The organism is Xanthomonas sp. NCPPB 3200, from assembly GCF_056393585.1.
On record NZ_CM150785.1, the window covers coordinates 2399672 to 2422224 of the forward strand.

Genomic DNA, 22553 nt, shown 5'->3' on the forward strand with positions numbered 1-22553 from the left:
GTCGACAGGAATCCAGGCAATGAAGCAACCCAGACTCGTCGTCATCGGCAATGGCATGGCCGGCATCCGCACCGTGGAGGAACTGCTCAAGCTGATGCCGGGCATGTACCAGATCACCGTGTTCGGGGCCGAGCCGCATCCCAACTACAACCGCATCCTGCTGTCGCCGGTGTTGGCCGGCGAGCAGGAGTTCGACGACATCGTGCTCAATCCGTTGCAGTGGTATCAGGACAACGGCATCTGCTTGCATCTGAACAAGGAAGTCACCCGCATCGATCGGGTACGTCGCCGCGTGATCGCCGCCGATGGCACCGAGGCGGAATACGACCGCTTGTTGATCGCCACCGGTTCGGTGCCGTTCGTGTTGCCGATTCCCGGTAACGAATTGAAGGGCGTGATCGGCTACCGCGATATCCAGGACACCCGCACGATGATCGAGACCGCGCGCAGCAAGCGGCACGCGGTGGTGATCGGTGGCGGTCTGCTGGGGCTGGAAGCGGCCAATGGCCTGAAGCTGCGCGGGATGGACGTGACCGTGGTGCATCTGGCCGGGTGGTTGCTGGAGCGCCAGCTCGATCCGGTAGCCGGCAATCTGCTGCAGCAGGCCCTGCGCGCGCGCGGGCTGGAGTTCAGGCTGAGCACGGCGACCAGTGCAGTGCTGGGCAACGCGCAGGGCGAGGTGATTGGCGTGAAGTTCGCCGATGGCAGCGAGATCCCGGCCGACCTGGTGGTGATGGCAGCGGGCATCCGCCCGAATACGCGGCTGGCCGAAGAAGCCGGCATCCACTGCGCGCGCGGCATCGTGGTCAACGACAGCCTGCAGAGCTTCGACCCACGCGTGTACGCAGTGGGCGAGTGCGCAAACCATCGTGGCATTGCCTACGGACTGGTCGCGCCGCTGTTCGAGCAGGCCAAGGTGTGCGCGAATCACCTGGCGCAGTTCGGTATCGGCATCTATCGCGGTTCGGTGGCGTCGACCAAGCTCAAGGTCACCGGGATCGATCTGTTTTCCGCCGGCGATTTCATGGGCGGCGATGGCTGCGAGGAGATCGTGCTGTCCGACCCGGCCGGCGGGGTCTACAAGAAGCTGGTGATCCGCGACGACGTGCTGGTCGGCGCCTGCCTGTACGGCGACACCAGCGATGGCGGCTGGTACTTCAAGCTGCTCAAGGACGGCACGCCGATCCGGGCGCAGCGCGATCAACTGATCTTCGGCGAAAGCGCGCTGGGCGATGCCGGTACCGGCGGACAGGATCGCGCCAGTGCGATGGCCGACAGCGACGAGGTCTGCGGCTGCAACGGCGTGTGCAAGGGCACCATCGTCAAAGCCATCAGCGAGCAGGGGTTGTTCACCGTCGACGAGGTGAAGAAGCACACCAAGGCCGCCAGTTCCTGCGGGTCATGTACCGGCCTGGTCGAGCAGATCCTGATGAACTGCCTGGGCTCCAACTTCCAGGAAACACCGAAAACCAAGGCGGTCTGCGCCTGCACCGATCTGAGCCATGGCGATGTGCGGCGCGCCATTGCCGAACACAAGCTGCTGACCCATGCGCAGGCCTATGCCTTCATGGAATGGCGCACGCCCAACGGCTGCGCCACCTGCCGGCCGGCGATCAACTACTACATGTTGTCGAGCTGGCCGCATGAGGCCATCGACGATCCGCAATCGCGTTTCATCAACGAGCGTGCGCACGCCAACATCCAGAAGGACGGTACCTTCTCGGTGATTCCGCAGATGAAGGGCGGGGTGACCAATGCCGGCGAGCTGCGCCGCATTGCCGATGTCGCCGACAAATACGCGGTGCCGATGGTCAAGGTGACCGGTGGCCAGCGCATCGACCTGCTCGGGGTCAAGAAGGAAGATCTGGTCGATGTCTGGCGCGATCTGGGCATGCAGTCCGGGCATGCGTACGGCAAGTCGATCCGCACGGTGAAGACCTGCGTGGGCAGCGAGTTCTGCCGCTTCGGAACCCAGAACAGCACGCAGATGGGCATCGACCTGGAAACCATGCTGGCCAATATGTGGAGCCCGCATAAGGTCAAGCTGGCGGTGTCCGGCTGCCCGCGCAATTGCGCCGAATCCGGCATCAAGGACGTGGGCATCATTGCGGTGGATTCGGGGTGGGAGCTGCATGTGGGCGGTAATGGCGGCATCAAGACCGAGGTCGCCCGCTTCCTGGTCAAGGTGAGCACCACCGAGGAAGTGCGCGAATACACCGGTGCGTTTCTGCAGCTGTATCGAGAGCAGGCGTATTACCTGGATCGCACCGTGCACTACATCGCACGGGTGGGGCTGGATTACATCCGCGCACAAGTGGTGGATAACGCGGCCAACCGGCGTGCCTTGTACGAACGCCTGCTGTACTCGCTGGAAGGCCTGGTCGACCCGTGGAAGGCGCGTATCGCCGGCGAACGGAAGCAGGAGTACCAACCCTTGCGCATCGCCGCGCCGGCCGCAACGGTGGAGGAATGAGCATGCAGCAGACCGCGTGGATTCGCGTGTGTGCGCTGCAGGAGCTGCCTGCATTGGGTGCGCGCGTACTCGAGATCGAGGGCATTGCACCGATCGCCTTGTTCCGCACCGCCAGCGATCAGGTGTTTGCGTTGCGCGACCGTTGCCCGCACAAGGGCGGGCCGTTGTCGCAGGGCATCGTGGCCGGCGACACGGTGACCTGCCCGTTGCATGGCTGGGCGATCGCCTTGCAGAGCGGCCAGGCCTGCGCACCGGATGTGGGCTGCGCGCCGCGTTACCCGGTCAAGGTCGAAGCCGATGCGGTATGGATCGTGTTGCAGCCGGTATCGCTGCCGGATGCAGTCGCCGAGCCGGCCGCATGAGCGACGGCCAGCAGCTACCTTTGATCGCTGCGGCGGTACAGCCGCAGACGTCTGCGCCGATGCATCGCATCACCCGGTCGACCTGCTGCTACTGCGGGGTGGGCTGCGGGGTGCTGATCCACAGCGAGCACGACACGCATGGCGAACGCATCGTCGGCATCGAAGGCGACCCGCTGCATCCGGCCAATCATGGCCGGTTGTGCAGCAAGGGCCTGGCCTTGCCGCAGACCGCCGCCAGTACGCAGGGGCGCGTGCTCGCGCCGGAGCTGCGTCGTCATCGGCAGGCACCGCGGGCGGCGGTGAGCTGGGATCAGGCGCTCGATCACGTCACCGGCAAGCTGGCGGCGATCGTCGAGGAGCACGGCGCGGACGCGGTGGCGTTCTATCTCTCGGGACAGCTGCTGACCGAGGACTATTACGTCTTCAACAAGCTCGCCAAGGGCCTGCTGGGCACCAACAACATCGACACCAACTCGCGCCTGTGCATGTCCAGCGCGGTTACCGCCTACAAGCTGGCGCTGGGCGCCGATGGCCCGCCCACCTGTTACGAGGATCTGGAGCTGGCACAGACGGTACTGTTTGCCGGCAGCAACATGGCGTATGCGCATCCGGTGCTGTTTCGCCGGCTGGAAGAGGCGCGGGCGAAAAATCCCGCCATTCGCTGGATCGTGATCGATCCGCGTCGCACCGACACCGCGGTCATGGCCGACCTGCACCTGGCGATCGAACCCGGGACCGACGTCGCCCTGTTCAACGGCATGCTGCACCACCTGATCTGGGAGGGTCTGGTGGATGCGCGTTTCGTTGCGGCGCACACCGAGGATTTCGACGCCCTCAAGCACATGCTGCGCGAGTACACCCCGCGCATGAGCGCCGAGATCTGCGGTATCTCGCACGAGGACCTGGTGCAGGCGGCCGAGTGGTTTGGACGCAGCCCGGCGGCATTGTCGCTGTACTGCATGGGCCTGAACCAGTCCGCGCAGGGCACCGACAAGAATCTGGCCCTGATCAATCTGCATCTGGCGACGGGGCAGATCGGCAAGCCGGGCGCAGGGCCGTTCTCGCTGACCGGCCAGCCCAATGCGATGGGCGGGCGCGAGGTCGGCGGCATGGCAACGATGCTGGCGGCGCATCGCGAGATCGGCAATGCCGACGATCGTGCGGAACTGGAACGTCTGTGGCAGTTGCCCGCCGGCCGTCTGAGTGCCACGGCCGGTACACCGGCCGTGCAGTTGTTCGAGCGTCTGCGTGCGGGCACGTTGAAGGCGGTGTGGATCGTCTGCACCAACCCCGTGCATTCAATGCCGGAGGTGGAGGGCATTCGCGCCGCACTGGAACAGGCCGAACTGGTGATCGTGCAGGACGCGTTTTCCGGCACCGACACCGTGCCGTACGCCGACGTGCTGTTACCGGCCGCCAGCTGGGGCGAGAAGGACGGCACCGTGACCAACTCCGAGCGCCGTATCACCCGCGTGCGCAAGGCGGTGGACGCGCCGGGCCAGGCGCGCGCGGACTGGTGGATCGCCCGCGAAGTCGCACGCCGGCTCGAAGCGCGTCTGGCACCTGCCAGCGATGCAGGGCTGTTCGGGTTCGACAGCACCGCGCAGATCTTCGACGAGCATCGCGCGTTGACGGTGGGGCGCGATCTGGACATCGGCGGGCTGGATTACCCGCTGCTGGATGACGCGCCGCAGCAGTGGCCGTTCCCTGCCGGTGCCGCACACGGGCAGGCGCGGCGCTATACCGATGGCGTGTTCGCCACCGGCAACGGGCGCGCGCGCTTCCACGCCACGCCGTATCGCAAGGTGGCCGAGCCGACTTCGGCCCGCTTTCCGATGCGCTTGCTGACCGGCCGCCTGCGCGATCAATGGCATGGCATGTCGCGCAGCGGACGCGTGCCGGCAGCGTTTGCGCATAGCCCCGAACCCGCGTTGCGCATGCATCCGGACGACGCAGCGCGGCGCGGCCTGGTCGCCGGCGAGCTGGTGCAGATCGCCAGCAAGCGCGGTGCGCTGGTGCTGCCGCTGGAACTGTCCGACGAACTGCGCTCGGGCAGCGTGTTCGCCGCGATGCATTGGAGCGGGCAGCACCTGTCCAGCGGCGGCATCAACCAAGTGAGCAGCCCGGCGGTGGATGCGCGCTCGCAGCAGCCCGAGCTCAAGCATGCGGCGGTGCGGGTGGAGAAGGCGGTGTTCGGCTGGCATCTGCTCGCTGCCCGGCGCGGCGATGCGTTGGCCTTGCAACAGGCACTGCAGCCGCTGTTGCGCGATTGCGGCTATGCATCGCTGCGGCTGCATGCCGAGCCGCTGGCCGAGGCCGGCGGGCACTGGGCGGTCCTGCATGCGGCCTGCGAACGCGCGCCGGATGCGCATTGGCTCGATCGCCTGATCGCCGCATTGCAGTTGCCGGCCGGCGCAGACGTGCTGGAGTACCGCGACCTGCGCCGCGGGCTGCTGCGTCGTGTGGGCTGGCGCGTGCAGGACGGCCACAGCCATATCGACGGCCTGCTGCTCAGCGCGGCGCAGCCCAGCGAGGCCAATCAGGCGTTGCTGCGCAGCGCATTGGCAGGCCGGCCCTGGCGCGGCCCGCGGCTGGCGGTGTTTGCGCAGACGCTGGGCGCGCCCAGCGACCCGATCGTCTGCAGCTGCATGCAGGTGTCGACTGCTGCGATCCATGCCGCCATCGACGACGGCGCCGACCTGCACCAGCTCAAGCAACGCCTGGGCTGCGGCACGGTCTGCGGCTCCTGTGTTCCGCAACTCACCCGGCTGTGCCGGCAACCCCGACACGCCTGAGTGCCTGTCCCGACCTCCACATATTGCGAGACCTGCTCATGTCAGTCATTCCGTCCTGCGCGCGTGATGTGGTGTTGTTGTCCGCCGGCCCCGGCGATCTGGATCTGCTCACCATCAAGGCGGTCAAGGCGCTGGCTGCCGCGCAGGTGCTTCTGCTGGACGATCTGGCCAACCCGCAGATCGTCGAACTCGCACCGCAGGCGCGGGTGATCCGGGTCGGCAAGCGCGGTGGCTGCCGCTCGACGCCGCAGGACTTCATCTGCCGGCTGATGCGGCGCTACGCCGTGCAGGGCTTGCGCGTGGTGCGCGTCAAAGGCGGCGAGGCGCTGCTGTTCGGGCGCGCGGGCGAGGAGATCAGCTTCCTGCGCCGCGCCGGTGTGGGCGTGCAGATCATCAACGGCGTCAGTGCCGCATTCGCCGCCGCATCCGCACTGGAAGTGTCGCTGACCCATCGCAGCCATTGCCACGGCATCACCTTCGTCACCGCGCATACGCACGATCACGGCGAGCCGAATTGGGGCGCACTGGCCGCCAGCGGCACCACGCTGGGCATCTACATGGGCCTGCGGCGTGCCGATGCCTTGGCTACCGCGTTGCTGGCGCATCTGCCGGCCAGCACGCCGGCGGCCATCGTGCAGGCCGCCACCCGGCCCGAGCAGCAACGCCGGCTGACCACCCTGGGCGAGCTGGGACTTACCGCCGCCGGCATGCTGCCGGGCTTGCCGACCTTGCTGCTGGTGGGCGCTGCCTTGTCCGAGGCGGCAGCGCAGTGCGACGACCGCTTCGGCATGGCGCTGGAGCAGGCAGCGGGATGAGCGCGATCTGCTGAGCGCCGCGTGCGGCGATCCGCGCACCATCGTCGGCGCGTCTCAACGGGCAACGCGGTGTGCGAAGCACGCCCGCGCGGGTGTCGCTACGTGATGCGCACGCGCTACAGGCGAGAGGTCACACCGAGCAAGGCCGGCCTGCGGTGAGCAGTGCGCAGCATGTAGCCGCATCGCTTGCCGCTCCCGGTTCCGGTTTTCTGGCGCATTGGACAGCAGTGGACAGGGCAGGACAGTGATCGATCAGACCCATGCTGCATGCCCGGTGGAGCGGCGACGGCTGCAAAGTCAGTTCGCCGTTATGGCCGCATTGGTAGCGCTACCGATGGATAAAACGCGGACCCTCTTGCGGCGCGTGGCAGGAGTGCAAGATTTGCACAGCGAGCGCAGCTGTTTTTTCCTGCATTGTGGCGCTTGGCGCCGTCTCGCATGGCTGCACGGCTTGGCACGATAGTTGCGTTACCCCTCCTACCAGTGGCGTGATCGACGCATCGAGAGGAGGCACAGTGGAAGACGGACAAAGCAGTACTCGTAGCCGGCGCGGTTTTGCCGCATTGGATCCTGAAAAGCGCCGCGTGTTGGCGAGCAGCGGCGGCAAGGCAGCACATGCCAGCGGGAACGCACACGAATTTACCAGCGACGAGGCACGCGAAGCTGGCCGCAAGGGCGGCCAGGCCGTGAGCCGCGATCGCGATCATATGTCGCGGATCGGCAGCAAGGGTGGGCGTTCCAAGCAAGCCAAACCTCAGGAAGAGGCCGTCTAGGCGAGCGTGCGGCGCGCATCCGGCGCGCCGTTCTCGCTGCAGCGGACCGCAGGCCCTGCACGTCACGTGCAGGGCCTGCGGCGTTTTTGCGGACACCTCCGCCGCGTCAGCAGATCGGCCTGAACAATCGATTGCAGTTGTGTGTGTTCTTTGAAGCATTTGCGTCTTGCCTTGCTCGGCCAAGCTGTGACGCAGAGGTTGATGTGCAATGCATCGTCAGGCCCTGGGAAGTTTTTTCACTCGTCCTCGCGCGCACGCGATCGATTGCAGGGAAATATCTGCCCATTCCCCGGCGCGCTCACCCAGGCGACTGCAGGATTTGCATCCATTGCAGAATTTTCCTGATCGGCGGCCCGGGCTGGCTCCCTGAGGGTTGATGGAAGGCTCGGGATGCCACTGCATGGCAGCGCGTCTGCGTTGGCCCTTGCGACCGACAAGCATTGCAGCCGTGTCAGCGCACACGCAGCGTCAAGCCAACGACCGCTTCGTCACGACATTGCGCCTGCCGAAGGTGACGCGCCCGTTGTCGCGGGACTTGTCGACGCGCACACTCGCAAAGTCGGCCCTAACCGGACTCGACCTTACGGGCGGTTGCCATCATCGGGTTCGTCGTCGAATGGACCGCCATGCTCGGAGCGCTTACGCTGGCCGTCTTTCATTGGACGGCACCGGTAATGACACAGCGCATGGCGTATCCGATCGGCACACCACGGCAGCCCTGGGGCGAGGCAGAGCGCGCTGCATGGCGCGCACGCCAGCTGCGTCAGCGCAGTCATGCTGACGATGTGGTGCAAGTGATCGATGCACTGGATGCCAGTTATGAGCGCGTGCATTACGGAACGATCCCGGCGGCATCCGAGCAATACCCGTTGATCGCGCTGCGCAGCGTGGCGTGGGACGCCGCTTTGCCCTGCGCGCTGGTGACCGGTGGCGTGCATGGCTATGAAACCAGCGGCGTGCAGGGCGCGCTGCAGTTTCTGCAGCAACGCGCGGCGGCCTATGCAGGCAAGCTCAATCTGCTGGTGGTGCCTTGCGTCAATCCATGGGGCTACGAGCGGATCCAGCGCTGGAATGCCGATGCCATCGACCCCAATCGCGCGTTTCGCCAGGACAGCCCGGCCGCCGAGTCGGCGGCATTGATGCAGCTGGTCGCCCCAGTGGCCGGCCAGATGCTGGTGCATATCGATCTGCACGAAACCACCGACAGCGACGAAAGCGAATTTCGTCCGGCCCTGGCGGCGCGTGATGGCGTCGACTTCGTGCCCGGCAGCATTCCGGATGGGTTTTACCTGGTGGGCGATAGCGAAGATCCGCAACCGCAGTTTCAGCAGGCCATCGTTGCCGCCGTCGCCGAGGTCACCCATATCGCACCTGCCGATGCGAACGGCCGGATCATCGGCGCAGCGGTGGTCGCTCCTGGCGTCATCAACTACCCGGTGCGGCGTCTTGGCCTGTGCGCGGGCGTCACCGACGCGCGCTATCGCACCACCACCGAGGTATATCCGGACAGCCCGCGCGCAACGCCCGCGCAGTGCAACGCCGCGCAGGTGGCTGCGATCTGCGCGGCGCTGGACTACGCGCTCGCCCAGCGCTGACAGCATGGGCTGGCGCCAGATCGACGCTGGCGTCGCGGCGATGCCAGCCATCTGCAGCACGGCCCACGCATGCATGCCCTGAGCCACCGCACGGCTAGACTATGCAGTTCTTCAAGCGCATGGACGACCCCGAATGACTCACGATGCGATAGACGGTGCACGCAGACGCCTGCTGGGCGGCGCGATGGGAATGGCCATCAGCGGCGGCGTGCTTGCCAGGCAACCCAAGACGGAGAACACGATGGCGCAGGACACGCAGTGGCAGGACGGCAGCTGGCTCAATCGGCCACGGACCGTCGCAATCAGCGGCGGCACCTTGGACGTGGTTACCGACAAGGCCACCGACTTCTGGCGCAAGACGCATTACGGGTTCACGCGCGATAGCGGGCATTTTTTCGGTATCACCGCCGCAGCGCGCTTCACTGCGCAGTTGCGGGTGCGCGCGCAGTACGAGTCGCTCTACGATCAGGCCGGCATCATGGTGCGTGTGGACGAGCAGCATTGGGTCAAGGCGGGTATTGAACTGAGCGATGGCCGCGCGATGCTCAGTAGCGTGTTGACCAACCCGGTCTCGGACTGGGCGACCGGCCCTTACGAGGCCGACCCCAAGGACTTCTGGATACGCGCCACCGTTGCCGACGGCGTTCTGCGCCTGCAGGTGTCGGCCGATGGCCGGACCTGGCCGCTGGTGCGGCTTTGCCCGTTTCCTGTTGCCGATACGTACCAGGTCGGGCCGATGTGCTGCACGCCGGAGCGTGCCGGGCTGAAGGTGCGTTTTTCCGACTGGACGCTAGGTCCGCCGCTGGGCAAGGACTTGCACGATCTGAGTTGATGGCCGTGTGGCAACGCAGCGTGCGCGCTGCGTTGCCACGCACATCACTGCAGGAGGCGAGGGCGGCGTCGTGTGGGTCGATCAAGGACGATGCACGCGCCGACTGCACGCGGGCAGCTCGAATCACGGCAAGCGCTGTTCTGCCACCGCGCTTGCCACATAGGCTGCCACCAGCTCCGCCTCCATCGGCCGGGCAAGCAGATAGCCCTGCGCTTCATCGCATCCCCAACTGCGCAGCAGCGCGATTTCGTCGGCGTGTTCGATGCCTTCTGCAACGGTGCGATATCCCAGCGCGCTGGCCAGGCGTACCACCGCCTCGGCGCGCAGCTGCATGCCGGTCTTGGTGGCGATGCCGGTCACCAGCGAGCGATCGAGCTTGAGCACGTTGACCGGCAGCTCGGTGAGGTAGCCGAAGTTGCTGTAGCCGGTGCCGAAGTCGTCGATGGCGACATTGACTCCGGCGTCACGCAGGGCGCGCAGCCGTGGTACGGCCTCCACATTGCTGCGCAGCCAGCGGCCCTCGGTGATCTCCAGCTCGATGCGCTGGGTGGGGATGGCCAGCTCCCTGCAGCGATGGATGACGTCTGCGGCGAGATTGCGGTTGCCAAAATCGCGCGAAGACAGATTGATCGACATGGAGAAGTCCAGCCCCTGCGCACGCCAGCTGGCCAACTGCACCAATGCGTTTTCGATCACCCAATTGGTGACGGTGCACATCAAGGCGGTCTTTTCGAACAAGGGGATGAATTCGTCCGGACCGATCGGGCCGAGGCTGGCATGCCGCCAGCGCAATAGTGCCTCGAAGCCGGTCACCGACAAGTCTTCAAGGTTGATCCGTGGCTGGAACACCAGCCGGAAATCGCCTGCTTCCAGCGCCTTTTCGGCATCCAGTGCCAACCGGTACGAACGCTGGATCGCGTCGTCGTGCGAAGCGCTATACCAGCATACGATGGCGTGATTGCTGATCGCATCGCCCAGCGCCACCAGCCCCTTGCGCATGACGTCGTTGGTGTCCGGTTGTTGCGGTGCAAAGCGCACGACGCCAGCGTGAAAGGTCAACGACATCGGGATGCCGGCTGCGTCCATCGGCGCATGCAGCATGTCGCGCAGATCGAGCAACAGGTCTTCCATCTCGTCTGGCGCGGAATTCAACAGAAAAAACGCAAAGCGCATCGGTGCCACGTGATAGACGGTGGCCTTGCCGCGCAGCGCGCGCGTCAGTACATAGCTGGCGTGGCGCACCAGTTCTTCCAGCGGCTGCATGCCCAGTGCCTGACGTGCTTCATTGGCTGCCTGGGTGTCGTAGACCTCGATGAAGGCAGCGATGGTCGGTACGCAGTGGCTGCCGAAGGCGAGGGCATCCAGGTCCGACTGCAACTGGCGTGCATTGAGCAGGCCGCTGTGCGGTTCGCGCCGCCCGGCGCCGAACTGCAGTTCCAGTTGCGCCGCGGCCACATTGGCGAACATCAGCAGCTGTTGGTGTTCCTGGCTGGCCAGGCGACGCTCGCGCGTATCGATCACGCACAAGGTGCCGGAGACGCCGGTCTGCGGTGCACCGACCGGGACGCAGGCAATAAAGCGCGCCGGCAAGCCCGGGAAGGCGGCGTCGCCCAGTTGGATCGGGGCAAGGGCGGCAGGTTCGATCAGTTCCGTGACGCCATTGGGCGCCGCAGACGCATGCCGGCACAATTCAATGGCCTGCTCGACATGGGCGGCACTGATGCCGCGCGCCGCCAGCACGCGCACGCGGCCGCCCTCGACGATGGTCAGTGCGGCCGCAGGCGCAACCAGGGCATGGCACAGCAGACGCGCGATCTGATCGAGCGGCTCCATGCCCCCCAGGTCGATCGGCACGCCCGACCAGTCGAACTGCTGTTGCTGCCGTTTGCTGTCCAAAGCGAGCGTCATGTCGTCAGTTTCCGTGTTGAAGATCACACACTGCCTGGCTACTACAAACAAACCGAGGTCGTTGACAGGTGACGATCATCGGGCACTAAAACCTTTTCGAATAAGCCGGCCTCTTCAATAAACTCCATCGCAGGCTATCGAGCGCGACAATAAACTGGACAGGTGGAGTGGCCGCACACAAATACCGCAATCAATGAACGGCGTCGACAGTTGGTGGTGGTCTTAATGGTAAAAGCGGGCTCATTAAATCAAATGACGGCACTGCATCGATCAGGTTTTCACTCCTGCACCGCAACATCCACACAGAACTTGTAGTCGAAATGGTTCGGCTCGCTAATATCCGGGTGACCGCATCAGATCGCTCTAAATCATTCGGACTCATCCAGCCATATTCCGCTTCACCACTGAATTATGCCATGTTTTTATTTGAATTCTGCCGCACATGATCTGTGGCGCCTACCGCATGAGGTAGCGCGATAACGCTGACGGGCACGAGTAAACCAGTCGACAGTTTGGGCGTGTGTCATGGATAGTTTCCTGGTTAGTGATATTCGGCACAGTTTCAGGCATGGCGCTTTCCCTATTAATCTCCCACTATTATTCGCAGGGAAATGGTATTAAACGTCCTCATCCGTAGGCGATACCGGTTGGTACGGCACAAGCTGTTTTAAACCGACTCGACAGTAAATCAACTTTCTGCTGTTGGAGAGCGCGTGTGTGTGTGCGTGAGTCTCTGCACGGCGATACAGGGGGAATAAAATGAATCGTGCATTTGCGCTGGTCTGGAACGCGGCGATTGGTAATTGGGTGGTGACGCACGAGCTGGTACGTCGGCGGCGCAAGCCCGGGGCAACCCGCCGCAGCGTGTCGAGCCTAGTCGTGCTGGCGGTGGGAGCCGCCGCACCGATGCTGGCCTGGGGGGCGTGCACACCTGCACTTCCAGCAGCGGGCGCCACCGTCACCTGCACGGGGTTGCCAATCACCAGCAACAGCTTCGCAAGCAGCGCAAACAACCTGACCATCAACGTTGCGGCAGGCACGCAGATGACCGCCGGGCTGCTGGGCGGCACCGCCATTGCGCTCACCGGCACCAATGCCACGCTCAACAACAGCGGTACGATCGACCCCTCGGCGCTCGGCCTGTTGTCGGTGTTGAGCACCGGCGTCAGCATGGGCAATGCCAGCTCCACCGCGGTGACCGCCAATAATCTCGCCACCGGCGCGATTTACGGCACCGGCGGCCTACTGGGGGCGAACCTGCTCAATCTCGATGGCATGGCGCTTGGCATCACCTCGGCCAGCAATGGCGTCGTGCAGATCAACAATGCCGGGCTGATCGATAGCCGTGCATTGTTGAACCTGTCGGTGCTGAGTGCGGATACGCCGGTGATAGCAGTCAGCGGCGGCGGTACCGTCAATGCGGTCAACACCGGCACCATCAATGGGCGCGTCGGCTTCCAGAGTTCGGCCACCGGCAACAGCTTCGTCAACGCCGGCACCATCAACGGCAGCGTGTCGATGGGGGCGGGCAGCACCAACAGCTTCACGGCGGTGACTGGCGGCAGCGTCAACAGCGGCGGCGGGCTGGCGCTGGAACTGCTTGGGCCGGGGGGCTTGCTGAGCTTCGCGCAGACCGGTGTGGTGGATGGCGGCGCAGGCGGCACCAATACGCTGATCCTGCAGAATTCGGCCACCGGCACTGGCAGCGGCAGCACCGGCGTCGGGACGCTCAGCACCGCGCAATACATCAATTTCGGCAGCCTGCGCGTCAATAGCGGCACCTGGTCGGTCGGGGGCGGAAGCAACTTCGGCAGCAGCGCGCTCAATGGCGGCGTACTGCAGTTCGCCAATCCTGCGCAGCTAGGCACTGCCATCACCGCCAATGGCGGTGCGCTGGAGGCGACAGCCGCCGGCCTGAGCCTGTCGCCTGCCGGCGGCATCGCCTTGGGAGCAGGTGGCTTGACCCTGCAGGGCGCCAATGCCCTGACCATTGCCAGCCCCATCGTCGGTACCGGTGCGCTGACCAAGACCGGGACCGGTGCGTTGGGCCTGACCGGCAGCAATACCTTCAGCGGAGGCGTCAACCTGCTCGGCGGCTCAGTGACGGTGGGAACCAATGGCGCACTGGGAACAGGCGCCGTCAACGTGTCAGCCGGCAGCGTGCTTTCCAGTGCGGCGGTCGACTTGCCGAACGCGTTCGTGCTCAACGATTTCATCGGCATCGGCGGCGCCAACACCTTGCGGATTGGCGGCGGCATCAGCGGCGCCGGCGCGCTGAACAAGATCGGCACCGGCACGCTCACCCTGGGCGGCAGCAATACCTATGCAGGCGGCACGACGCTGGGCGCGGGGACGCTGCGGATCGAAACCAATACCGCGCTCGGAGCGGGCACGGTGACAGCCGCCGGTGGGCAGCTGGATACCAGCGCTCCACTGACCCTGGCCAACAATGTTGCCTTGACCAATACGCTGGGCCTGGGCGCCAGCGGCAACGCGCTGACCCTGACCGGCACGCTTGCCGGCGCGGGTGGTGTCAACAAGACCGGCACCGGCACGCTCGCGCTCAACGGCGCCAACACCTTCGCTGGCGGAACCACGCTGGCATCGGGCACCTTGCAACTGGGCAGTGCCTCGGCACTGGGAACCGGCGGCTTGAACGTCACCGGCGCGTCCAACCTCAGCAGCAGTGCGCCACTGACGGTGGCCAACGGCATCAGCCTTGGCGGACCCTTGAACTGGACCGGCGTGCAGGCGCTGACATTGAGCGGTGCCATCAACGGTGGCGGCAGCCTGATCAAGAGCGGTGCGGGCGACCTCACCCTGACCGGTAACAACGCCTACACCGGTGGCACCAGCTTGAGTACCGGGCGCCTGGTGGTGGGCTCGAACGCGGCCCTGGGCACCGGCACCCTGACCGCAAGCGGCGGCGAGCTGGATGCCACCGCTGCGGCAACCCTGGGCAACACGATTGCACTCACCGGTAGCTTGGGCGTGGGCAGCAGCGGCAATGCCTTGAACCTGACCGGCGCCATTGGCGGCACCGGTGCGTTGACCAAGCTCGGCACCGGCAGCTTGACCCTGGGCGGCCTGAACACCTATGCCGGCGGCACCAACCTCACTGCCGGCACCTTGCAGGTGGCCAGCGGCACCGCGCTGGGCACGGGTGCGTTGAACGTCACCGGCAATGCGGCCCTGCAAAACACGGCGGCCACCTCGTTGAGCAACGCGATCGCGTTGACTCCAGGTGCGCTGACACTGAGTGGGGCGCAAGCACTGACACTGAGTGGCGCGATCAGCGGCACCGGGAGCCTGATCAAATCCGGCAGTGGCGACCTCACCCTGAGCGGCAACAATCTGTACAGCGGCGGCACCACGCTCAGCGCCGGCACACTGACGGTGGGCAGCGACACCGCGCTCGGTGTTGGCGCGCTCAGCGCAGCAGCCGGTACCACCCTGGCCAATGCAACCGTCAGCACGCTGTCCAATGCCATTGCCTTGGCCGGCCTGGTCAATGTGGGTGGCAGCAACGCGCTCACGCTTACCGGCGCCATCACCGGCGTGGGCAGCCTGGACAAGCTGGGCCCCGCCAGCCTGACCCTGGCCGGTAACAATAGCTACACCGGCGGCACGCGCCTGAGTGCAGGCAGCCTGATCCTGGACAGCGACACCGCCTTGGGTCTTGGCACCCTGACCGTCGGCGGCGGACTGCTCGACAGCACCGCCGCACGCGTGCTCGCCAACAACGTGGCGCTGGAAGCGGACCTGCAGCTCGGCGGCAGCCAGGATCTCACCCTCACCGGTGCGGTCAGTGGCGTGGGTGGCGTGGTCAAGGACGGCAATGCTGCATTGACGCTGGCTGGACCCAACAGTTTTGCCGGTGGCGTGGATCTCAATGCAGGCGCGCTGCTGATCGGCGACGGCGCAGCACTGGGCACCGGGGCGCTGACCGCTGCCGATGGCACGCAGCTGCAGGCCACTGCCGCGACCACGATCGGCAACGCTGTGGTGCTCAACGGTGCGCTTTCGCTCACCGGCAACAACGATCTGGGCGTCACCGGCATCGTCAGTGGCGCAGGCAGCCTGCTTAAGCAGGGCGCCGGTGCGTTGACCCTCACCGGCAACAATGTCTATACCGGCGGCACCTTGCTCGACACCGGCATCCTGTCGGTCGGCAGCGACAGCGCACTCGGCACCGGCGCGCTCACCGCTGCCGATGGCACGCAGCTCACTGCCAGCACGGCGGTGACCTTGCAGAACGCGGTCAATGTCGCCGGCCAACTCGCCATCGATGGCCAGAACCTCACCCTCGATGGCGTGGTCGACGGCGCCGGTCGCCTGATCAAGAACGGCACGCAAACGCTCACGCTCAATGGCAACAACACCTGGGCGGGCGGACTGCAACTGCAGGGCGGCGCAGTGGTGGTCGGTAGCGACACGGCACTGGGCTTGGGCACACTGAGCGCCGCCGCGGGCACCACACTGGATGCCAGCAGCGCGGTGACGCTGGGCAATGCACTTGCGTTGAATGGCGCACTCACCTTGCCTGGCACGCAGGACATCACGCTCAATGGCGTCGTCAGCGGCAGCGGCAGTCTCGACAAGCAAGGCGCTGCCACGCTGACCTTGGCCAATGCCAATACCTTCAGCGGCGGCGTTGCGCTGGATGCGGGGCGTGTGGTGCTCGGCAACGACGCCGCGCTGGGCGTGGGTGCGCTGCTGGTCGGCGGCCCTGCCGAACTGGATGCCGCTGCCGCGCTGACGCTGGGCAATGCGGTGCAGTTGAACGATCAGCTCACGCTGGTCGGCAGCAACGATCTCGGTTTGAACGCTGCGATCACCGGCACCGGCAGCCTGATCAAGAATGGCGCCACCACGTTGTCGCTCAACGCGAGCAACAGCTATAGCGGTGGCACGACGTTGACGGCCGGCACCATTGCGGTCGGCGCCAACGACGCACTCGGCACCGGCAGCCTGTCGGTGGTCGGCAATGCAGCGCTGAGCAATGCGATTGCGGTGGCGCTGGGCAACGACATCGCGCTTGGCGCAGCGCTCACCGTGGATAACGGTGCGGACATGCTGGTCAGCGGCAGCATCAGCGGTACAGGCGACTTGATCAAGACCGGTGCCGGCACCCTGACCTTGAGTGGCAGCAACAGCTACACCGGCCCGCTGGCGATCCAGGCCGGCACGCTGGTTGCGAGCACCGCTGCGTCGCTTGGCAACGCCAGCAACGTCGATGTCGCTGCAGGGGCGGTGCTGAATCTCAGCAACGGCGGCCTGATCAGCGCGCTCAGCGGCGCCGGCAATGTCACTACCGATGCCGGCGGTACGCTGCAGTTGGGCGGTGGCGATTTTGGCGGCAGCCTTGGTGGTGGCGGCAATCTGGACAAGGTCGGCGCCGGCACGGTGCGCCTGCTCGGCAACAGCGCGATCGGCGGTGCCACCCAGGTCAGCGGCGGTACCCTGGATGTGATCGGCACCCTGGGCACCAGCGCAGTGAACGTGGCGCTAGGCGGCACGCTGACCGGCACCGGCACCACCGGCAACGTGGGAAGCAATGTGACCATCGCCGACGGTGGCCGGCTTGCATTGACCAGTGGCTCCTCGCTCAGCGTGGGTGGCCTGACCCTGGCACCGGGTGCGTTTTTGGATGTCGCACTGGCAGCGCCGAGCAATACGCGGCTGCTCGCGGTCAATGGCGACCTCACCCTGGACGGCACGCTCAACATTACCGACATCGGTGGGTTCGGCACGGGTGTGTACCGGCTGATCGACTACACCGGCCTGCTCACCAACAACGGTCTGGCGATCGGCCTGTTTCCGGGCAGCGTGGATCTCAGCCAGCTCGCACTGCAGACCGCCATCGGCCAGCAACTCAACCTGGTGGTGACGGCACCGGGCAGCATCGTGCAGTTCTGGGATGGCGCGCAGACCACCGCCAACGGCACCATCGATGGTGGTGCAGGGACCTGGGGTGCGGCGACCAACTGGACCAACCAGGACGGCAGCGCCAACAGCACCTGGCAAGGCGATTTTGCGGTCTTTGCCGGCAACGCAGCCGCCGTCGGCGTGGTGGGCACGCAGAGCATCGGCGGCCTGCAGTTCGTCACCGATGGCTATCAGCTGACCGATGCCGGCGCGGGTGGACTGGCTGTGACTGCGCCGTTGACCGCGATCCGTGTGGATCCGGGTGCAACCGCCAGCATCGATGTCGCCATTTCCGGTAGCGGTGGCGTGGAAAAGCTCGACACCGGCACGCTGGTGCTCGATGCGGCCAACAGCTATACCGGCGGCACCGCCCTCAGCGGCGGCACCCTGGTGCTGGGCGACGCGCAGGCGCTGGGCACCGGCACCCTGACCGCAGCAACCGGCACCAACCTCGATAGCAACCAGGCATTGGCGGTCGGCAATGCAGTGGTACTCGATGGCGCGCTCAACCTGGTCGGCAGCAACGACCTGCGCCTGTCCGGCCCGATCAGCGGCGCGGGCAGTCTGATCAAGAACGGCGCGTCCACGCTCACGCTCGACGGCGCCAACAGCTACGTCGGCGGCAGCGTGTTGAACGCAGGCACCCTGGCGGTTGGCAGCAACACCGCGCTCGGTGTCGGCAGCCTGTCGGTGCTGGGCAATGCCACCTTGAGCAACGCGATTGCGCTGGCACTGGGCAATGCGGTCAATCTCGGTGCCGATCTGACCATTGCCAGCGCGGACGATCTGGGCCTGACCGGGGTGCTGAGTGGCGCGGGTGCCTTGACCAAGACGGGCCTGGGCACCTTGACCTTGTCCGGCGGCAACACGTTCACCGGCCCGGTGTCGGTGCAGGCCGGCGTGCTCGCCACCGCCGCCCCCGGCGCGTTGGGCAACACCAGCGTCGTGGATGTGGCCGCAGGTGCCGGGCTCTCGCTCGGCAGCAATGCGGCCCTGAGTGCAGTGACCGGGCAGGGCAATGTCGCGGTGCTGGGCGGCACCACGCTGCAGCTTGGCGCCAACAACGTCGGCAGTACTTTTGCCGGCAGCCTGAGCGATGCAGGCAATCTGGACAAGGTCGGCACCGGCACCTTGCAGCTCACCGGCACCAGCGCGCTCGGCGGCACCACCCAGGTCACCGCCGGCACGCTGGACGTGGATGGCACGCTGGCCAGTGCAGGTGGCCTGACCGTGGGCAGCGGTGCCAGCTTGAGCGGCAGCGGCGTGGTCGATGCGGCGGTCACGGTGAATGACGGCGGCCGCCTGGTGGTGACCAGTGGCGCAGTGTTGACCACCGGCAGCCTGAGCCTGGCTCCCACTGCCACGCTGGACGCGTTCCTGGGCATCCCCAGCCAGACCGGCGTGTTGGCGGTCAATGGCGATCTCACCCTGGACGGCACGCTCAACATCACCGACATCGGCGGCTTCGGCACCGGTGTGTATCGCCTGATCGACTACACCGGTGGCTTGACCGACAACGGCCTGGGCATCGGCACGTTGCCAGGTACGATCGATCCCACCCAGCTGACGTTGCAGACCGCGCTGGCACAGCAGGTCAACGTGGTGCTGCTGGCGCCCGGCAGCAACGTGCAGTTCTGGGATGGTGCGCAGACCATTGCCAATGGCAGCATCGATGGCGGCGCAGGCATCTGGGCTGCAGGCCCCACCAACTGGACCTCGATCGATGGGCTGAGCAACAGCGACTGGCAGAACAGTTTTGCCGTGTTCGCCGGCACCGCCGGCAATGTAGGCGTGCAGGGCACGCAAGGCATTACCGGCATGCAGTTCATCAGCGACGGGTATGTGCTGAGCGATGCCGGCGGCGGTGCATTGAGCGCCAATGCGGCCACCACCATCATCCGGGTCGACCCTGGCGTCACCGGCACCATCGATGTGGGCATCGGCGGCACCGGCACGCTGCAGAAACTCGACACCGGCACGCTGGTGCTGAGCGCCGCCAATACCTACACCGGCGGCACCGCGCTCGGCGGCGGCACGCTGGTGTTGGGCGATGCGCAGGCATTGGGCACCGGCACGCTGACCGCGGCAGCCGGCACCAGCCTCGATACCGATCAGGCATTGGCCGTGGGCAATGCGGTGGTGCTCGACGGTGCGGTGACGCTGCTAGGCAGCAACGATCTCGCCCTGACTGGCGCCATCAGCGGTGCCGGCAGCGTGATCAAGACCGGTGCATCCACGCTCACGCTCAGTGGCAACAACAGCTATGCCGGCGGGACCGCGCTGAGCGATGGCACCTTGTCGATCGGCAGCAACAACGCGCTGGGCACCGGCAGCTTGTCGGTGGTCGGCGCTGCGGTGCTGACCAACCCTGTTGCCGCAACTGTGGGCAATGCGGTCGTCCTCGGCGCTGCGCTGAGCGTCGACAATCCCGCAGACCTCACGCTTGCCGGCGATATCAGCGGCAGTGGCGCCTTGATCAAGACCAACACCGGCACGCTGACACTGGACGGCAGCAACAGCTACACCGGTGGCACGACGGTCAACGCTGGCACGCTGGTCGGCGACAGCGCCAGCCTGCAGGGAGCCATCGTCGACAACGCGACGCTGGTGTTCAACCAGGTGGCCGATGGCGTGTTCACCGGCTCGATCACCGGCACCGGCAGCGTGATCAAGGATGGCGCCGGCGCACTAGTGCTCAACGGTGCGAACGGGTACACCGGCGGCACCACGATCACGGCCGGTACCTTGATCGGCGACACCAGCAGCCTGCAGGGCGATATCGCCAACAACGCGGCACTGGTGTTCAACCAGAACACCGGCGGCGTGTATGCCGGCACGCTCAGCGGCACCGGCTCGCTGCAGAAGGCCGGCACCGGCGCGCTGCAACTGCTCGGACCCAACACCTATACCGGCGGTACCGTGATCAGCGCCGGCAGCCTGATCGGCAACACCACTAGCCTGCAAGGCAATATCGTCGACAACGCCACGCTGGTGTTCGATCAGGCCAGCGATGGCGTGTTCGCCGGCGCGGTCAGCGGCACCGGCAGTGTGGTCAAGCAGGGGGCGGGTGCGTTGACGCTGGTTGCGCCCAATACCTACAGCGGTGGCACCACCATTGCCAGCGGCAGCCTGATCGGTACCACCACCAGCCTGCAGGGCAATATCGTCGACAACGCGACACTGGTGTTCGACCAGGCAGGCGATGGTACGTTTGCCGGCAACATCACCGGCAGCGGTACGTTGATCAAGAACGGCGCGGGCGCGTTGACGCTGGATGGTGTCAACGCCTATCTCGGTGGCACCACGATCAATGCGGGCACATTGATTGGTGATACCGACAGCCTGCAGGGCAATATCGCCAATGCCGGCGCACTGGTGTTCCAGCAGACCGCCAATGGCACCTACGCAGGGATCCTGTCGGGTACTGGCAGTCTGCTCAAGGATGGTGTGGGCACCTTGCTGGTCACCGCAAACAGCAGTGGCTTCACCGGCCCGACCACCATCGTCGCGGGCACCCTGAGCGTGGGTAACCCGGCCAATCCGGGCGCCGCGTTGGGCGGGCCGGTCACGGTGGGCCCGGGCGGCACGCTCACCGGCAGCGGCAGCATCGGCGGCCTGACCTCCGGTGGCACCGTGGCGATCGGCGGCAGTACGGGCACGATCAGCGTCGGCGGCAATGTCGCGCTTGCAAATGGCTCCACCCTGCAGGTCACGCCGGGTGCGGGCGGCACGGTGACACCGATCAGCGTGGGAGGGGCGGCCACGCTGGCACCTGGCAGCACCCTGCAACTGGTACGTGCGACGGACCTGCCGTTGTTCACCGAGATCCCGGTCATCAGCGCCGCCGGCGGGCTGACCGGTCGGTTCACCAACGTCGTCTCCGACTACGCCTTCGTCACGCCGAATGTCAGCGCCAGTGCCACGGCGCTGTCGGTGTCGTTTGGCCGCAACACCGTGGCCATGGTCGATGCAGTCACCGCGCCAAACCAGCAGGCTGCCGCAGCTGCGGTGGATGGCTTGCCGACCACCAGCCCGGTCTACCAGGCAGTGGTGCGCCTGCCCGACGACCCGCAGGCGATCAGCACGGCGTTTGCCTCGCTGTCGGGCGAAAGCCACGCCAGCACGGCGACTGCATTGCTGGATAGCCACTTCCTGCTGAGTGGCGTCGGCAATCATCTGCGTGGCGACAGTCAGGACGCGCAGGTAGGCGACACCACGGTCTGGATCACCGGCCGTAGCCTGCCCAATCGTGTCGATGGGGATGCCAACACCGCTTCGGTGCGGCGCGAGGACAACGGCGTCATGGCCGGTGCAGAACGGCGCATCGGCGAGCGCAGCGTGGTCGGTGTCGCGGTCGGTAATCAGGACATCGAAACCCGCTCGCGCGAATCCTTGGATCGTTCCGACATCGATGGCACCCATGCCGGCATCTATGCCCAGGCCGACTGGTCTGCGTTCGCTGTGCAGGCTGCGGTCGACTATGCGGACTACAGCGTGGACAGCAGCCGCCGGGTGATGTTGCCCGGCGTGCTCGAAGAGCGGCTGACCAGCAACTACGATGCGAAGGCCGTCACCGTGTCGCTGGAAGCGGCCTGGAACCTGCGCACCGGCAATGCGGTGTACAGCCCCTTCGTTGCGGCGGACTACACGCACCTGAAGACCGACGGCTTCGACGAGCGCGGCGGCATTGCCGGGCTGTCGGTGGACAGTGCCAAGGACGAGTACACCACCAGCACGGTGGGCGTACGCGGGCGTTGGCAGCTGGGTGCGGCGGCCGGGGTGTACGCCTCGGTGGGTTGGCGGCATGCGTTCGGCGACCGTGCCGTGGAGCGGTCGGCCGGCTTTGTCGGCAGCGGCTCGCAGTTCTCGGTGCAGAGCGTCACGCTGGCCAAGAACGCGGTGGTCGGCGAACTGGGCGTCAGCCTGATCACCTCGCCCAACAGCCGCATGGCGTTGTCGTTGCAGGGACTCAATGGTGATGGCCAGACCGCATACGGCGGCCAGGTCACCTGGGGCTGGAGCTTCTGATTCACCGCAGACCAAAAAGCCCCGGCATTGCCGGGGCTTTTTTT

The 22553-nt window shown here is 65.9% G+C and carries 9 protein-coding genes; 8 read left to right on the top strand and 1 reads right to left on the bottom strand.

Annotated elements, in window-relative coordinates; all coding sequences use genetic code 11:
* Positions 1-55 precede the first annotated feature (55 nt).
* The 7 genes from nirB to AC06DU_RS10515 all read left to right on the top strand — a co-directional run bounded on the left by nirB (position 56) and on the right by AC06DU_RS10515 (position 9645).
* Positions 56-2473 (top strand): nitrite reductase large subunit NirB, encoded by a 2418-nt coding sequence (nirB, locus tag AC06DU_RS10485; protein WP_478204410.1) that lies wholly within the window; start codon positions 56-58, stop codon positions 2471-2473.
* Complete coding sequence (gene nirD / locus AC06DU_RS10490; RefSeq protein ID WP_081008620.1) at positions 2470-2835, top strand: nitrite reductase small subunit NirD; 366 nt, start codon at positions 2470-2472, stop codon at positions 2833-2835. The genes nirB and nirD overlap by 4 nt, the downstream gene beginning before the upstream one ends.
* The gene (locus tag AC06DU_RS10495) at positions 2832-5630 is read left to right on the top strand and encodes a nitrate reductase (RefSeq protein WP_184611987.1); all 2799 of its coding nucleotides are present in this window, start codon (positions 2832-2834) and stop codon (positions 5628-5630) included. The genes nirD and AC06DU_RS10495 overlap by 4 nt, the downstream gene beginning before the upstream one ends.
* A gap of 68 nt (positions 5631-5698) precedes the next feature.
* Positions 5699-6445, top strand: a complete 747-nt coding sequence (cobA, locus tag AC06DU_RS10500) for a uroporphyrinogen-III C-methyltransferase (RefSeq protein ID WP_181097767.1) — start codon at positions 5699-5701, stop codon at positions 6443-6445.
* A 515-nt stretch (positions 6446-6960) separates the two neighbouring features.
* Positions 6961-7218, top strand: coding sequence for a KGG domain-containing protein (locus AC06DU_RS10505; RefSeq protein WP_024940389.1), 258 nt, complete (start codon positions 6961-6963; stop codon positions 7216-7218).
* Between the two features lie 674 nt (positions 7219-7892).
* Positions 7893-8813: a M14 family metallopeptidase gene (locus AC06DU_RS10510; protein WP_478204328.1), complete on the top strand. Its 921-nt coding sequence runs from the start codon at positions 7893-7895 to the stop codon at positions 8811-8813.
* A 133-nt stretch (positions 8814-8946) separates the two neighbouring features.
* Complete coding sequence (locus AC06DU_RS10515) at positions 8947-9645, top strand: DUF1349 domain-containing protein (protein ID WP_024940387.1); 699 nt, start codon at positions 8947-8949, stop codon at positions 9643-9645.
* 123 nt (positions 9646-9768) lie between these two features.
* On the opposite strand, the gene AC06DU_RS10520 is transcribed toward AC06DU_RS10515, so the two are convergent.
* Positions 9769-11580, bottom strand: coding sequence for an EAL domain-containing protein (locus tag AC06DU_RS10520; RefSeq protein ID WP_160954730.1), 1812 nt, complete (start codon positions 11578-11580; stop codon positions 9769-9771).
* Positions 11581-12312: 732 nt separating this feature from the next.
* On the opposite strand from AC06DU_RS10520, the gene AC06DU_RS10525 reads away from it, so the two are divergent.
* Complete coding sequence (locus tag AC06DU_RS10525; RefSeq protein ID WP_478204329.1) at positions 12313-22509, top strand: autotransporter-associated beta strand repeat-containing protein; 10197 nt, start codon at positions 12313-12315, stop codon at positions 22507-22509.
* Positions 22510-22553 lie beyond the last annotated feature (44 nt).

What these genes read in the sequence shown, in the direction of transcription:
- AC06DU_RS10495 (WP_184611987.1), top strand. Translation starts at nt 2,832, where the DNA reads ATGAGCGACGGCCAGCAGCTACCTTTGATCGCTGCGGCGGTACAGCCG.
- AC06DU_RS10510 (WP_478204328.1), top strand. Translation starts at nt 7,893, where the DNA reads ATGACACAGCGCATGGCGTATCCGATCGGCACACCACGGCAGCCCTGG.
- nirB (WP_478204410.1), top strand. Translation starts at nt 56, where the DNA reads ATGGCCGGCATCCGCACCGTGGAGGAACTGCTCAAGCTGATGCCGGGC.
- AC06DU_RS10525 (WP_478204329.1), top strand. Translation starts at nt 12,313, where the DNA reads ATGAATCGTGCATTTGCGCTGGTCTGGAACGCGGCGATTGGTAATTGG.
- nirD (WP_081008620.1), top strand. Translation starts at nt 2,470, where the DNA reads ATGAGCATGCAGCAGACCGCGTGGATTCGCGTGTGTGCGCTGCAGGAG.
- AC06DU_RS10515 (WP_024940387.1), top strand. Translation starts at nt 8,947, where the DNA reads ATGACTCACGATGCGATAGACGGTGCACGCAGACGCCTGCTGGGCGGC.